The following is a 13,926-nucleotide window of genomic DNA, read 5'->3' on the forward strand; positions in this document are numbered from 1 at the left end:
GGGGAAGACCCCGGGCGGGGTTTCATGCCATCGCCAGGACCGGTCAGCGTGCTCCGGGTGCCCGGCGGCCCCGGCGTGCGAGTCGACAGTGGCGTCACCACGGGCGACGTCATCAGTGGAGCATTCGACTCGCTGCTCGCCAAACTGATCGTCACGGGGTCGTCCCGAGAGGATGCGCTCGAGCGCTCGCGTCGCGCCCTGGACGAGTTCGAGGTCGCAGGCCTGCCGACCGTGCTGCCATTCCACCGCAAAATCGTGCGGGATCCGGCCTTCACGTCGTCGCCGTTCAGCATCTACACCCGATGGATCGAGACCGACTTCGTCAACGACATCGAGCCGTGGAGTGGATCGCTACCCGACGGCTCCGCACCGCCCGCCCGGCACAGCGTTGTCGTCGAGGTGGGCGGCAAACGGGTCGAGGTGTCCCTGCCGACGAAACTGGTCCCGACGGTGGGTGGCGGAACGGCGCTCGCCGCCGCACCCAAGCGCCGGGCATCCAGCGCCGTCAGTACCGTCACCGGCGACTCGGTCAAGGCGCCCATGCAGGCCACCGTCGTCAAACTCGCGGTCGCGGAAGGGGACAGGGTCGTCAAGGGCGACCTAATCCTGGTGCTCGAGGCCATGAAAATGGAACAGCCGCTGGTGGCGCACAAAGATGGCACCGTGACCGGCATCAACGCGGCCGTGGGCGCCACCGTGGCATCCGGGCACCTGCTGCTCAGCATCGCCGACTGACGCCGCCCTCGCGCCCACGCCGCGCACGCCCGTCGCCGCTGCCCCGCGAGGCCCCGCCCACCGCGCCCATTCGGCACGAGCGCGCGGGTGCGCACAGCCGCGGTGGCGCCGAATGGGCGCGCTCGACCCCTGACGCTCAGCGCAGTCCCGCGGCACCAAGGTGTGCTCGCAATCGTGGCAATGAGATTGCCACTGCCCAGTCCCACCGCGACATTCCCCGGCCGGAGGCTCGCAAGCGATCCTCGCGCTTCTTCTCATCGGCTAAAGCCCGAGCAGGTGTGCGCCCGCGCAAAAAGGCGGGAAGCGTGTACTTACCGGCGCCGTCGAACTCACCCATCAGCCTTACGTCCTTCCACCAGAAATCCGTATAGCCGATAAGCCCGTTCCGGTCGTAGAAAGGCTGCTGCAAAATCGGCGGGGGCAAGTGCAGCAGATGAATTCCCACGCGACTGCATGACTCCCCCGGAGATCCCGAACCGCCATCCGCAAAGTCGATCACGGCGCGCGCCTGAGCAACCCCTCGGCCAGACCCCGCACGTGCCAGCTCCTGCAGGAGATCGGTTTTGAGCACCGGGGGCCTCATGGTGATGCCCGACGCATCCGATAGTCCACTCAGAGCCGCGTCGGCTACGCAGACTGCCTCGCGAAAGCTGGATGTGCGCGCGACATCAACTACCGTTCGCAGCAGCGACGTCACGTGGAGCCCGTCAATGATCGACACATCTCCGGGATCGACCCCATGCCGAGCGAGTTGAGTCGTCGATCTACCGCCAGCTGAGACTCCGGAGATGACGTGGACCAGGCGCGGCCATGGCTCGACAGCAGGCAGACCCCATATCAACGCCGCGCTTCGGTGCGAAAATACCAAATCCAAGGTGTCCACCAACTGAGCAGCCTGGATTCGCAGCAGATATGCCCTCTCGTCTCGCTCGAACGTGGGGAGCAGTGCATCGACTGGCGTCGCGTACGTGCCGCGGCTCACTTTCACCAGCTCGCCGCGGCGGACATCGGCAATAAGTTCTCCGCGGCCACCGCGAGCTCGAATTTCACCGTCTCGCACGAACTGGTCTCGCCATTCACCGTGGGTTGTGGATGTCATCCACTCAGGTTCACCGATCAGGGGAGCACGCATCCCGCGATCGCCAACTCGGGGAAACGATGACAGCGCGCGGCGGCTGTTGAGGACAGGAGGCCCCGGCGAGCGCTGCCGTTCGGCACGAGGGCGCCCGTGCGAACGGGTGCGGTGGCACCGAAGGGGCGCGCTCGCGCGGGACGGGGCGGCGCGCTCGCACGGGGCGGCAGCGGCGTCAGCCCACGATGTGCATCGCGCGGGCGGCATCCGTGATGCTGCCGGTCAGCGACGGATAGACCGAGAATGCGCGCGCGAGCTGGTCGACCGTGAGGCGGTGCTCGACCGCGAGCGCCACCGACATGATCAGTTCCGAGGCGTGCGGCGCCACCACGATGCCCCCGATGACGGTGCCGGAGCCGGTGCGGGCGAACAGTTTCACGAAACCGTCTTTGATGCCCATCATCTTGGCGCGGGGGTTCGACGCCAGCGGCAACTTGTATACCTCGCCCTGCACGATGCCATCCTCGATCTGCTTCTGCGTCCAGCCGACGGTCGCAATCTCGGGCTGCGTGAAGACATTGGATGTCACATTCCGCAACTCAATCGGAGTAACACCGTCACCCATCGCATGAAATACCGCCGTGCGACCCTGCATCGAGGCGACCGAGGCTAGCGGCAGAAAGTCCGAGCAGTCGCCGGCCGCGTAGATCGACGGCATCGACGTGCGGGCGACCCTGTTCACTCGGATGTGGCCGGATTCCGTCAACTGAACCCCGGCCTCCTCGAGGCCGATGCCTGCCGTGTTGGGGATGGAGCCCACCGCGAGCAGGCAGTGGCTGCCCTCGACGGTGCGTCCGTCTGACAGGGTGGCGAGCACGCCATCCGCGGTGCGCGTGACCGATTCGGCGCGGGATTTGGAGAGCACCTCCATCCCGTTGCGCTTGAAGACGTCCTCGATGACGCGGGCGGCGTCGGCGTCTTCACCGGGGAGCACCTGCTCGCGCGAGGAGATGAGCGTCACCTGCGAGCCGAGCGCCGTGTAGGCGGAGGCGAACTCGGCGCCGGTGACACCGGATCCGACAACGATCAGGTGCGGCGGGACCTCTTCGAGCTTGTACAGCTGCGTCCAGGTGAGGATGCGCTCGCCATCGGGAACCGCGGTGGGCAGGATGCGCGGGCGGGCGCCCACGGACACCACCACGGTGTCGGCGTCGATCTCATCGAAGTCGGTGCCGGCTTTGCCCTTGCCGGTCGAGACGACGAGGCGCTGGGGGCCATCCAGTCGCCCCTCGCCGTGGATAACGCGCACCCCGGCCTTGATCAGCTGCGACTTCATGTCTTCGGACTGCTGGCGTGCGAGCCGCATGAGCCGCGCGTTGACGGCGGCGAGGTTGACGGTGACTTCGGGCCTGACCGCGCGACCTGACTCGGAGCGGGTGAAGAACTGCACCCCGAGGTCGGCTGCCTCGCCGATGCCGTTGGTGGCTTCCGCGGTGGCGATCAGCGTTTTGGAGGGTACCACGTCGGTGAGCACGGCCGACCCGCCGACGCCTTCCCGCTCGACGAGCGTGACCTCTGCCCCGAGCTGGGCTCCGGCCAGGGCCGCCTCATATCCGCCGGGGCCGCCTCCGAGGATCGCGATGCGTTGCGTGCGCTCGAATTCATAGGCCATGCCCCAATTATCTCAGAATAGAGTGGGGGGATGTCGCAGCTGACCTTCACTCATCCACTCGATGATCCCACCGCAGATCCATCCGAAATCGCGGCTCTCGCGGCCGCCGAAATCGCCCAGAGAACCGGGGTGGAAAAGCATGACATCGCGCTGACCCTGGGCAGCGGTTGGGCGAAAGCCGCCGACCTGATCGGCGAGACCACGGCGACGATTGCCGCCGCCGAGATCACGGGTTTTAGCCCGCCAGCGCTGGCGGGCCACGTGGGTACCCTGCGTTCGGTGCTGCTGCCGGGAGGCAAGCGTGCGCTGGTCATCGGCGCGCGCACCCATTACTACGAGGGCCACGGCGTTCGCCGGGTGGTGCACTCGGTGCGCACGGCGGCCGCGACGGGCGCCACCACGATGATCCTGACAAATGGGGCCGGGGGAATTCGCGAAACGTGGAGCCCTGGCACCCCTGTGCTCATCAGCGACCACATCAACCTCACCGCGGATTCGCCCCTCGAGGGCGCCACCTTCGTCGACCTCACCGATCTCTACAGCCTGCGGCTGCGCGACCTGGCGCGCACAGTGGATGGGGATCTGGACGAGGGCGTGTACTGCCAGTTCCGCGGTCCCCATTACGAGACCCCGGCCGAGGTGCAGATGGCGAAGACCATCGGTGGTCACATCGTGGGGATGTCGACGGCACTCGAGGCGATCGCCGCGCGGCAGGCTGGCATGGAGGTGCTCGGCATGTCGCTGATCACGAACCTGGCGGCGGGCATCCAGAAAACAGCTCTCAGTCATCAGGAGGTGATCCAGGCCGGCAGGGATGCGGAGTCGACGATCAGCAGCCTCCTGGCCCGAATCGTGGCCGCACTGTGACGGTCGATGCTGCAAGCGCAGGCCTGCTGGCTGCCGCGAATTCCTGGCGCGACCAGGATCCGGATGCCACGACCAGGGCCGAGCTCGACGATCTGGTTACCGCGGCGGCGGCAGGGGATGCCCCTGCTCACGCCGCGCTCGTCGACCGATTCTCGTCCCGGCTGGAGTTCGGCACCGCGGGCCTCCGCGGGGAGCTCGGTGCCGGCCCCCGCCGAATGAACCGGGTGCTTGTTACCCAGGCCGCGGCAGGACTCGCCGCGTACCTGCTCGCGCGCGACCCACACCCGAGCATCGTGATCGGCTACGACGGCCGCCGAAATTCTGAAGTTTTCGCGCGCGACACGGCCACGATCATGGCCGGCGCGGGCGTTACCACCACCCTGCTGCCGCGACACCTTCCGACGCCCGTTTTGGCCTTCGCCGTGCGCCACCTCGACACGAGCGCCGGCGTAATGGTCACGGCAAGCCACAATCCCGCGAACGACAACGGCTATAAGGTCTACCTGGGTGGCGCCGACCAGGGCTCACAGATCGTGCCACCGGAGGACGGACTGATCGCGGCCGAGATCGCGCGCGTCTCGGCCGTCTCCATCACCGACCTCCCGAGATCGACCGACTTCATCGTCGCCGATGACACGATCCTTGATGAGTACGTGCGCCAGACCGCCACGATCGGCCACCCGGCCGCTGCGGTGTCGTTCGTCTATTCGGCTATGCACGGGGTCGGGTGGGAGACCGCAAAGCTGGTGTTCGAGGCCGCCGGCTTCGGCACTCCTGCTGTGGTCACCGAGCAGATTGAACCGGATGCCGCGTTCCCCACCGTCGCGTTCCCCAACCCCGAAGAGCCCGGCGCGATGGATCTCACGCTGGCCCGCGCTCTCGAGGTCGGGGCGGATCTCGCGATCGTCAACGATCCTGACGCCGACCGGCTGGCCGTGGCGGTGCCGGGCCGCGATGGTGTGTGGAGGCGACTGAGCGGCAACGAGGTCGGATACCTGCTCGGTTGGCGGGCGGCGGAGCGGGCTGCAGCCGGGAGTGCGACGGAGGGGGGCACCCTGGCCGCGTCCATCGTGTCCAGCCCCGCATTGCGGGCCATCGCCGCCGAGTATCGCCTCGGCTACGAAGATACGCTTACCGGTTTCAAGTGGATCTCGCGCGCCGAAAACCTCCTCTACGGTTTCGAGGAGGCGCTGGGATACCTCGTGGATCCGCACATCGTGCGCGATAAGGACGGCATCTCGGCGGCCGTCGATTTCCTGTCGCTGGCCTCCGAACTGAAGGCCGCCGGTCGAAGTATCGATGACCACTTCGACGACTTTGCCGACAGGTTCGGTGCATTCGCGTCGAGCCAAATCTCGCTGCGCGTGGACGACCTTTCCCGAATTGCCCAGATGATGGACGCGCTGCGAGCCACACTTCCGACGACCATCGGCACGATTGCCGTGGACCGCATCGACGACTTCATCGGCGGATTCGACCAGTATCCGGCCGGCGACATCCTGCGCATTCACCTGTCGGGTGGAAGCCGCGTCATCGTTCGGCCGAGCGGAACCGAGCCGAAGTTGAAGGTCTACATCGATGCGTCGAGCGCCATCGGCACGGCGGCCGAGCGACGCGCCGCCGCCCAGTCGGTGGTGGCTGAACTCGACGCCGGGATGCGGCGGCTGCTCGAGGCCTGAGCGGGATTGTTACCAGCGGGACCGCTCCCCTTGTCGGCGAGCCGTCAGGCCAGCGCCGCCTCGAGCTTGGCACGCAGCTCGTCGGTGTCGAAATAGTTCTCCACGACGATCACATCGGCGGAAGTCTTGCCGATTGCGCCAACGAATTCGGCCGATGTGAGAATAACCTGGGCGTCGGCCGCGACCTGCTTCACTGAGGAAATGTCGGCCGCCACCACCGTGGCCTCGATTTCGAGCTTGCGCAGCACGCGCTCGGCATTCACCTTCAGGATGCCCGAACTGCCGATGCCCGCGCCGCAGATGGTCACGATTTTCATGTTTCCACCCTCCTTCGCAGGCTCAGTCGGCGCTGGGGTCGCAGAATCGCTGACGCGATCCTCATAGCTCCACCGCGCCCATGATAGACCGCACCTCCTCCGCCGACCGAGCTGCGGCCAGGTCGGCGATGGCCGACGAGTCGTTAAACACGTTAGCGACGGCCGCGACGGCCGCCAGGTGAGTGTCCGCACTCACCATCGCCAGCCCCAGAATCACACTGACCGGATCGTTATGAGGATGCCCGAACGTCACCGGCGACGCGAGGGTCACGATCGACAGGCCGTCGGCGACGACCGCGGGGCCAGGGCGAGCGTGCGCGAGCGCCAGGCCGGGAGCTATCACCACGTACGGGCCGTGCTCCTCGATCATCCGAATCATCTCCGTCGAATATTCCGGCAGTGCCGAGCCCGAACGCACCAGGGCTTCACCCGCCAGGGTCACCGCGGCGCGCCAGTCTGCGGCCTCGGCAGCGACGACGATGGCGCTCATCGGGAGCGGGGGCAGGGTCATCCTTCAGGCCGCATCGAAACCAGCGGTGATGATGTCAGCCAGCTCCTCGCGCTCCTCGATGGGCAGGAATGCCGAGGCCGCGGCGTTGAGCTGGAACACCGCCAGGTCGGTGAGGTCGTAGCCGAACGTTTCGGCGAGCAACGACAGTTCGCGCGTGAGCGATGTCGCGCTCATCAGCCTGTTGTCGGTGTTCACCGTGACCCGGAAGCCGAGCTGGTACAGCAGGTCGAAGGGGTGGTCGACAAGCTCTTCACCCCACTGCTCGATGGCACCGGTCTGCAGGTTGGAGCTCGGGCTGAGTTCGAGCGCGATCTCGCGATCTTTCACCCACTGGGCGACGGGGCCGAGCGTCACATAGGTGTTTTCGTCGTCCTCGCTGGAGGTGACGATATCTTCCGCAAGCCTGACTCCGTGGCCGAGGCGCAGCGCTCGGCCATCGAACAGGGCGCCGCGAATCGACTCGAGGCCGTCGGCTTCGCCCGCGTGCACGGTCGTGGGCAGGTAGTTGCGCGCCAGGAAGTCGAAGGCGTCACGCATATTGCTGGCCGGAAAGCCGACCTCGGCTCCGGCGATATCGAAACCGACGACGCCGCGGCCGCGATGGCGAACCGCCAGTTCGGCAATCTCACGCCCTCGATCGGCGTGACGCATGGCGCTGATCAGCTGCCCCACCCGGATGCTTCCACCGGCGTTCGCGACATCCTCAGCCCCCGCGTCCAGGCCTTCCTGCACGGCCTCGACGGCCTCGTCAAGGCTCAGGCCCCGCGTCAGGTGTTGCTCGGGAGCCCAGCGGATCTCCCCGTACACGACTCCATCGGTGCCGAGATCCTGCACGAATTCGCGGGCGACACGCGTGAGGCCCTCCCTGGTCTGCATGACGCCGGTCGTGACGTCGAAGGTTTTCAGGTACTCCACCAGCGAGCCGGAATCCGACTGGTCGGCGAACCAGGTCGCGAGCGGCGCGGCCTCCGCGACCGGCACTGCCATACCGATGGCATCCGCCAGCTCGATGATCGTCTGCGGACGCAGGCCGCCATCGAGGTGATCGTGCAGAGAGACCTTGGGGAGGGCGGCGATGTTTGCTCCGCCTCCGGGCATGACGTAGTTGTCGATGGCGCTATTCATGATGTCAAATCTATCGGTAGCCGACGGGGCTGTAGCCTCGTGTTTCATGCCAACCAAGATCATCCTGGACTGTGATCCGGGGCACGACGATGCCATCGCCATGCTGCTTGCCTGGGGCAATCCCGACATCGACCTCGTCGGGGTGACCACCGTGATGGGCAACCAGACCATTGACAAGGTCACCAGAAACGCTCTGTCTGTGGCACGAGTCGCTGGCATGACCGGTGTTCCGTTCGCGCGGGGAGCGCACCGGCCGCTCGTGAGGCAGGCTGAGGTGGCCGCCAGCATCCACGGCGCGTCCGGTCTTGACGGTCCGGTACTACCCGAGCCCACACTCGAGCTCGACCCGCGGCACGCCGTCGACTTCATTATCGACACGATTATGGGCGCCGAGGCCGGCGAGATCACCCTCGTGCCCACGGGAGCTCTCACCAATATCGCGCTGGCGGTGCGCAAGGAGCCGCGAATTGTGCCCCGGGTAAAGCAGGTCGTGCTGATGGGGGGCGGTGTGAATGTCGGCAACTGGAGCGCCACGAGCGAGTTCAACATCGTGATCGACCCGGAGGCGGCGCATATCGTCTTCAACGAGCCGTGGCCGCTGACCATGGTGGGGCTCGACCTGACCCATGAAGCGCTGGCCACGCCATCCATCGTCGCAGCAATCGCCGCGGTCGGCACTGCGCCGGCACGTTTTGTGGGCGAGCTGCTGGCGTTCTTCGGCGAGACCTACCGCGAGCAGCAGGGCTTCGAGCACCCGCCCGTCCACGATCCGTGCGCGGTGGCATTCGTGATCGACCCGACGGTGATGGAGGTCACCCGGGTGCCACTCAATATCGAGCTCACCGGCACACTCACTCTCGGGATGACCGTGGCCGACTTCCGCGCGGCCGCCCCCGATACCTGCACCACCCATGTCGCGCGCAGGCTCGACCACACGAAGTTCTGGGCGCTGGTCGTCGACGCGCTGGAGCGCATCGGCGACCCCGAGCACGCGTAATACGCGAGCGCGGCGGTTCGGCGCGAGCGCGGCCGTGCGCACCCCCGCGGTCGTGCCGAACCGCCGCGCTCGAGCCGTCCGGCCGTGCTCCCCACCGCAGGCCGCCCCCGCCGTCCGCGGCCCGCACCTCACAGCCGGTCGGCGGCGGCATTCAGTGGCGTTCGGTGGCGGCGGTGGAGGAGGCTGGTGTGGGGGCGCGTAGGGCTCGTGGATGACGCGACCCGCGCTCGAGCGGAGGGGCCGCTAGTCGACGCGGCCGGCCAGCAGCGGGCCGCCGTCCTCGACGGGGTCACCGACGGAACCGATGCGGTACGCACCGGTGAGAGCCTCGAGTGCGCGGTTGAAGCGGGCGGGCTCATCCGTGTGCATGACGAAGAGCGGCTGCCCCTTGGTCACCGTATCGCCCGGCTTAGCGAGCAGGTCGATGCCCGCGGCGTGATGCACGGGATCCTGTTTGCGCGCGCGGCCGGCCCCCAGTCTCCACGCGGCGATACCGAACGGCAGGGCCTCCTGCGCGACGAGCACGCCGTCACGGTCGGCGAGCACCGGCTGGGATTCGCGCGGCGCCGGCAACGCGGCATCCGGATCCCCGCCCTGGGCCGAGATCATCGCGCGCCAGGTGTCCATCGCGCGACCGTCCGCCAGCGCACCGGCGACGTCGGCGTCGGGAAGGCCGGCCAGCGCGAGCATCTCGCGGGCGAGGGCGACGGTCAGTTCGACGACATCCGCGGGGCCGCCACCGGCGAGCACCTCCACCGATTCACGCACCTCATTGGCATTACCGATGGTGAGACCCAGCGGCACGTTCATGTTCGTCAGTAGCGCGACCGTTTTCACGCCGGCATCGTTGCCAAGGCGCACCATCGTCTCGGCGAGCTCGCGGCTGCGTGCCGGATCTTTCATGAACGCGCCGGAACCGAACTTGACGTCGAGCACGAGCGAGGCGGTGCCCTCCGCGATCTTTTTGCTCATGATGGATGACGCGATCATGGGGATCGCCTCGACGGTCCCCGTGATATCGCGCAGGCTGTACAACTTGCCGTCCGCGGGTGCGAGGCCGGTGCCTGCCGCGCAGATGACGGCCCCCACCGACCTCAATTGGGCGTAGAACTCCTCGTTGGAGAGCGCCGCGCGCCACCCCGGGATGCTCTCCAGTTTGTCGAGCGTGCCGCCGGTGTGCCCGAGCCCCCGGCCCGAAAGTTGCGGCACCGCGACGCCGAAGGAGGCGACCAGCGGCGCCAGGGGCAGCGTGATCTTGTCACCGACCCCGCCGGTCGAGTGCTTATCGGTGGTGGTCTTGCCGAGGCCCTCGAACGACAGCGTTTCTCCCGAGGCGATCATCGCGAGAGTCAGGTCGCGGATCTCGTCGCGCTCCATGCCGTTCAGGAAAATAGCCATCGTCATGGCTGCCATTTGCTCGTCGGCCACATACCCGCGCGTGTATGCATCCACGAGCCAGTTGATCTGGGCCGTGGTCAGCGCGCATTGATCTCGCTTGGTGTGGATGAGGTCAACGACATCGAATGCTTCAACTGCCATGGTGGTTCCTTACGATCTCAGGGCGCTATTCGGCGCGGTATGCCTCGAGGGTGCGCGGCCCGAAGGCATCCGGGATCACCTCGTCAATGGTGCGAATGCCAGAGACGGTCTCGAGAAGCATGCCTTCAGCGGAATGTTCAAACAGCAGCTGGCGACAGCGCCCGCACGGCATGAGCGCGTTGCCGCGTCCATCGACACAGGTGAAGGCCACCAGCCTGCCGCCGCCGGTCATGTGCAGCGACGATACCAGCGCGCATTCGGCGCACAGCGTGAGGCCGTATGACGCGTTCTCGACGTTGGTTCCCGAGATGACGCGGCCATCGTCGACGAGGGCCGCGACTCCCACCGGGAAGTTCGAATACGGCACGTAGGCATGGGTCGCAGCCTCGTTCGCGACCGCTCGCAGGGCATCCCAGTCGATGGTGGTCGGGTCGATGGTCGTCACGATTTTATGTACGCCTTCCCGGATGCGGCCGGCGCTCTCACCTGGCCCACGAGGCCCGCGACGGCGAAGATCGTGACCAGGTACGGCAGCATCAGCATGAACTGGCTGGGCACGGGCGAGCCGACAATGCTGAGCACGCTCTGAAGGTTGGACGCGAAGCCGAACAGCAGCGCGGCAAGTGTCGCGCGGATCGGATCCCACCGGCCGAAGATGACCGCGGCCAGCGCGATGAACCCCGCACCGGCGGTCATCTCCTTATTGAAGGCACCGGCCGAGTCGAGGGTGAAGTACGCCCCGCCGAGACCCGCGATCCCCCCGGCCAGGGCGACGTTCCAGAACCTGGTGCGGTTGACGTTGATGCCGACGGTGTCTGCCGCCTGTGGGTGTTCGCCGACGGCCCGCAGGCGCAGCCCCCACTTGGTTTTGAAGAGCGCGAACCAGACGGCCGCGACCGCCACGTACATGATGTAGATGATGATCGTTTGCCGGAACAAGACTGGGCCGAGGATGGGGATCTCGCCGAGAATCGGAATCGGCAGCCGCGGAAAGCGCGGGGGCGAGTTGAGCAGCGCCTCGTTGGGACTGAGCAGCTGTGTGAACAGGAAGCTCGTGAGCCCGATAACCAGCACGTTGAGCACCACACCGACAATGACCTGGTCGACAAAGTATTTGATCGAAAATGCCGCGAGCACAAAAGACACCAGCACGCCCGCGACAATCGCCGCCAGCAGCCCGGCAACGGGCTGGCGGGTGATGGATGCCACCACCGCCGACGCGAATGCCCCCGCCAGAAGCTGGCCCTCGATGGCCACATTCACAATCCCCACGCGCTCGGAGATGACGCCGCCCAGCGCACCGAAGATCAGCGGAGCGCTGAGACCCACCGCACCTACCAGCAGCCCGGGCACCGGAATGGTGGCTCCAGCGGCAGCCCACGTCAGGAAGGCGATGAGAAACAGAGCCGCGAACACCACCGTCAGCCAGAGCGGCGTCTTCTTCGCCTGGAATGTCTTCCACGCCGAGAATGCCGCCAACGCGAACAGCAGGACGGTAACGACGATGGTGACGACGGTCACGTCGGCCGAGAGGGCGGGCAACTGGATCAGGTCACTATCTGTCGACAGTCGGAATATGGTGACGCCGCTGCGGGCACCGATGGTGAAGAGCAGCATGGCAATGACCGCGAAGACGCCGAGGCCGATCGGGGGCTTCCAGTTTCTGACGGTGGCGGTCTCGAGGCTGATAGTCGACGCCGGCGTGATCGGGGCCGGTGCGGTCGGGGTCATGACGCTCATTTGGTCACCATCGCCTTCGGGCTGAGGGCCCGTGCTCGGCGCAGCGTACCGGGCACGGGTAGTCGGAAGATCGCCCTCACGAGCGGGGGTGCCGCGATGAACAACACGATGAGCGACTGCACTACCAGCACAATGTCGATCGGCACGCCCTGGGCGGCCTGCATCGAGTAGCTTCCGGCCTTCAGCGCTCCGAACAGTATGCCGGCGACGAACACCCCGACCGGCTTGGAGCGCCCGAGCAGCGCTACCGTGATCGCGTCGAATCCGATGCCGGCGTCGATACCCTCGCTGAAACCGGTGGTGACGGTTCCGAGCACCTGCGCAACGCCCGCCAGCCCCACCAGTCCACCGGAGATGAGCATCGCGAATACGTAGACATTTTTGACATTGATGCCGGCAACCCGCGCCGCATTGGGGTTCTCCCCCACGGCGCGAAACTGAAAGCCAAGGTTGGACCTGTTCATCAAATACCAGACCCAGATCGTGGCCGCGATGGCGAAGACGAAACCCCAGTGCAGGTTGTATCTGGCACCAAACATTTCGGGGAACACCGCTGTCGGCAGCATCGCCGGCGACTTCGGGTTATTGGAGCCCGGCGCCTGGAGTGCACCCTGCGTCCTGAGCAGATACGAGATCAGGTACAGCCCGACGTAGTTGAGCATGATCGTGACGATCACCTCGTGCGCCCCGGTTCGCGCCTTCAGGAGCCCGGCGATTCCGCCCCACAGCGCTCCCGCGGCGACCCCGGCGACCACAGCCACGATGAGGTGCAACGGAAACGGCATCGGAAACGTGAACGCGACATAGCCGGCGGCACCCGCGGCGACCAGCATCTGGCCGCGGCCGCCGATATTAAACATCCCGGTGCGAAATGACACGGCCACACCGAGGCCCGCGGCGATCAGCGGAGTTGCGAAGGTCAGGGTCTCGGTCAGCGGTTTGATGCCGTCAGCAAATCCCGGGCGCCTGAAGTTGTAGATCGAGCCTTGGAACAACGAAGAATATGCTCCGGATGCCGCCTCCCAGATTGCCGCAAAAGTATCTCCGGGGCGCGAGAAGAAGTACCCGGACGCGGCCTGAACTCCGGTGTCAGTGAAGGCAATCAGGATGGCCCCTACGATCAGCGCGAGCAGTACCGCGAGCACCGAGATCATCGCGTGGCCGCCGACGATGTCGCGCAGCACCTGCTCGGTGCGGGAGCCGCGCGGCTCGTGTGCCGATGGTGGAGCATCGGTTGCCTCGGCAAGCACGGGCGGGGGAAGTTGATCGCTCATGCTGCGCTCTCTTTGTCTAACGGTACTTCGCCGGCCATCATGAGGCCCAGCACTTCTCTCGGGGTGTTGCCCGGCACGATACCGACGATGGTTCCGCGGTACATCACCGCGATTCGGTCGGCGAGCGCGACCACCTCGTCGAGCTCGGTGGAGACCACGATGACCGGGATACCGGCATCCCGGGTCTGCACGATGCGGGCGTGCACGAACTCGACCGATCCGACATCGAGCCCGCGGGTGGGCTGGGTCGCGACGAACAGCCTCAGGTCGCGACTGAGCTCCCGCGCGAGCACCACCTTTTGCTGGTTTCCGCCGGAGAGACGACCCACGTGGGTGTCGATTCCCTGGGCCCGGATGTCGAACTCCTGCACCTTTTCTCGCGCGAATTCATCGAGAAA

General features: G+C 66.5%; 13 protein-coding genes and 1 pseudogene. 4 read left to right on the forward strand and 10 right to left on the reverse strand.

Annotation, left to right across the window (positions count from 1 at the left end):
* A partial coding sequence (locus tag RMN95_RS16715) for a biotin/lipoyl-containing protein (RefSeq protein WP_309618034.1) occupies nt 1-735 on the forward strand: 735 nt, incomplete at its 5' end.
* Between the two features lie 136 nt (nt 736-871).
* On the opposite strand, the gene RMN95_RS16720 is transcribed toward RMN95_RS16715, so the two are convergent.
* Nucleotides 872-1,834 (reverse strand): hypothetical protein, encoded by a 963-nt coding sequence (locus RMN95_RS16720; protein WP_309618035.1) that lies wholly within the window; start codon nt 1,832-1,834, stop codon nt 872-874.
* A 208-nt stretch (nt 1,835-2,042) separates the two neighbouring features.
* Nucleotides 2,043-3,479: an NAD(P)H-quinone dehydrogenase gene (locus RMN95_RS16725; protein ID WP_309618036.1), complete on the reverse strand. Its 1,437-nt coding sequence runs from the start codon at nt 3,477-3,479 to the stop codon at nt 2,043-2,045.
* A 30-nt stretch (nt 3,480-3,509) separates the two neighbouring features.
* Here RMN95_RS16725 and RMN95_RS16730 point away from each other — a divergent pair, with 30 nt between their 5' ends.
* Nucleotides 3,510-4,346: a purine-nucleoside phosphorylase gene (locus RMN95_RS16730; protein WP_309618037.1), complete on the forward strand. Its 837-nt coding sequence runs from the start codon at nt 3,510-3,512 to the stop codon at nt 4,344-4,346.
* Complete coding sequence (locus RMN95_RS16735; RefSeq protein WP_309618038.1) at nt 4,343-6,025, forward strand: phospho-sugar mutase; 1,683 nt, start codon at nt 4,343-4,345, stop codon at nt 6,023-6,025. The genes RMN95_RS16730 and RMN95_RS16735 overlap by 4 nt, the downstream gene beginning before the upstream one ends.
* A 44-nt stretch (nt 6,026-6,069) precedes the next feature.
* Here RMN95_RS16735 and RMN95_RS16740 read toward each other — a convergent pair whose 3' ends face one another.
* The 3 genes from RMN95_RS16740 to RMN95_RS16750 all read right to left on the reverse strand — a co-directional run bounded on the left by RMN95_RS16740 (nt 6,070) and on the right by RMN95_RS16750 (nt 7,978).
* On the reverse strand, nt 6,070-6,342 hold the full coding sequence (locus RMN95_RS16740) for a PTS sugar transporter subunit IIB (RefSeq protein ID WP_309618039.1): 273 nt from the start codon (nt 6,340-6,342) through the stop codon (nt 6,070-6,072).
* 61 nt (nt 6,343-6,403) lie between these two features.
* Nucleotides 6,404-6,853, reverse strand: coding sequence for a PTS sugar transporter subunit IIA (locus RMN95_RS16745; protein WP_309618040.1), 450 nt, complete (start codon nt 6,851-6,853; stop codon nt 6,404-6,406).
* A 3-nt stretch (nt 6,854-6,856) separates the two neighbouring features.
* Nucleotides 6,857-7,978, reverse strand: coding sequence for an adenosine deaminase (locus RMN95_RS16750; protein WP_309618041.1), 1,122 nt, complete (start codon nt 7,976-7,978; stop codon nt 6,857-6,859).
* A 46-nt stretch (nt 7,979-8,024) separates the two neighbouring features.
* Here RMN95_RS16750 and RMN95_RS16755 point away from each other — a divergent pair, with 46 nt between their 5' ends.
* A complete protein-coding gene (locus RMN95_RS16755; RefSeq protein ID WP_309618042.1) occupies nt 8,025-8,975 on the forward strand; it encodes a nucleoside hydrolase in 951 nt (316 codons plus the stop codon).
* Between the two features lie 243 nt (nt 8,976-9,218).
* On the opposite strand, the gene RMN95_RS16760 is transcribed toward RMN95_RS16755, so the two are convergent.
* The 5 genes and pseudogenes from RMN95_RS16760 to RMN95_RS16780 all read right to left on the reverse strand — a co-directional run.
* On the reverse strand, nt 9,219-10,514 hold the full coding sequence (locus RMN95_RS16760; protein WP_309618043.1) for a thymidine phosphorylase: 1,296 nt from the start codon (nt 10,512-10,514) through the stop codon (nt 9,219-9,221).
* A gap of 25 nt (nt 10,515-10,539) precedes the next feature.
* Nucleotides 10,540-10,959: a cytidine deaminase gene (locus RMN95_RS16765; protein ID WP_309618044.1), complete on the reverse strand. Its 420-nt coding sequence runs from the start codon at nt 10,957-10,959 to the stop codon at nt 10,540-10,542.
* A complete protein-coding gene (locus RMN95_RS16770) occupies nt 10,956-12,254 on the reverse strand; it encodes an ABC transporter permease (RefSeq protein ID WP_309618045.1) in 1,299 nt (432 codons plus the stop codon). The genes RMN95_RS16765 and RMN95_RS16770 overlap by 4 nt, the downstream gene beginning before the upstream one ends.
* Nucleotides 12,251-13,528, reverse strand: a complete 1,278-nt coding sequence (locus RMN95_RS16775) for an ABC transporter permease (RefSeq protein WP_309618046.1) — start codon at nt 13,526-13,528, stop codon at nt 12,251-12,253. Before RMN95_RS16775 ends, RMN95_RS16770 begins: the two co-directional genes overlap by 4 nt.
* Nucleotides 13,525-13,926: pseudogene (locus tag RMN95_RS16780) on the reverse strand (heme ABC transporter ATP-binding protein); the annotation flags it as partial. The pseudogene RMN95_RS16780 and the gene RMN95_RS16775, both read right to left, overlap by 4 nt.

Origin of the sequence: Salinibacterium sp., assembly GCF_031364185.1 — a bacterium.
Lineage (GTDB): Bacteria > Actinomycetota > Actinomycetes > Actinomycetales > Microbacteriaceae > Rhodoglobus.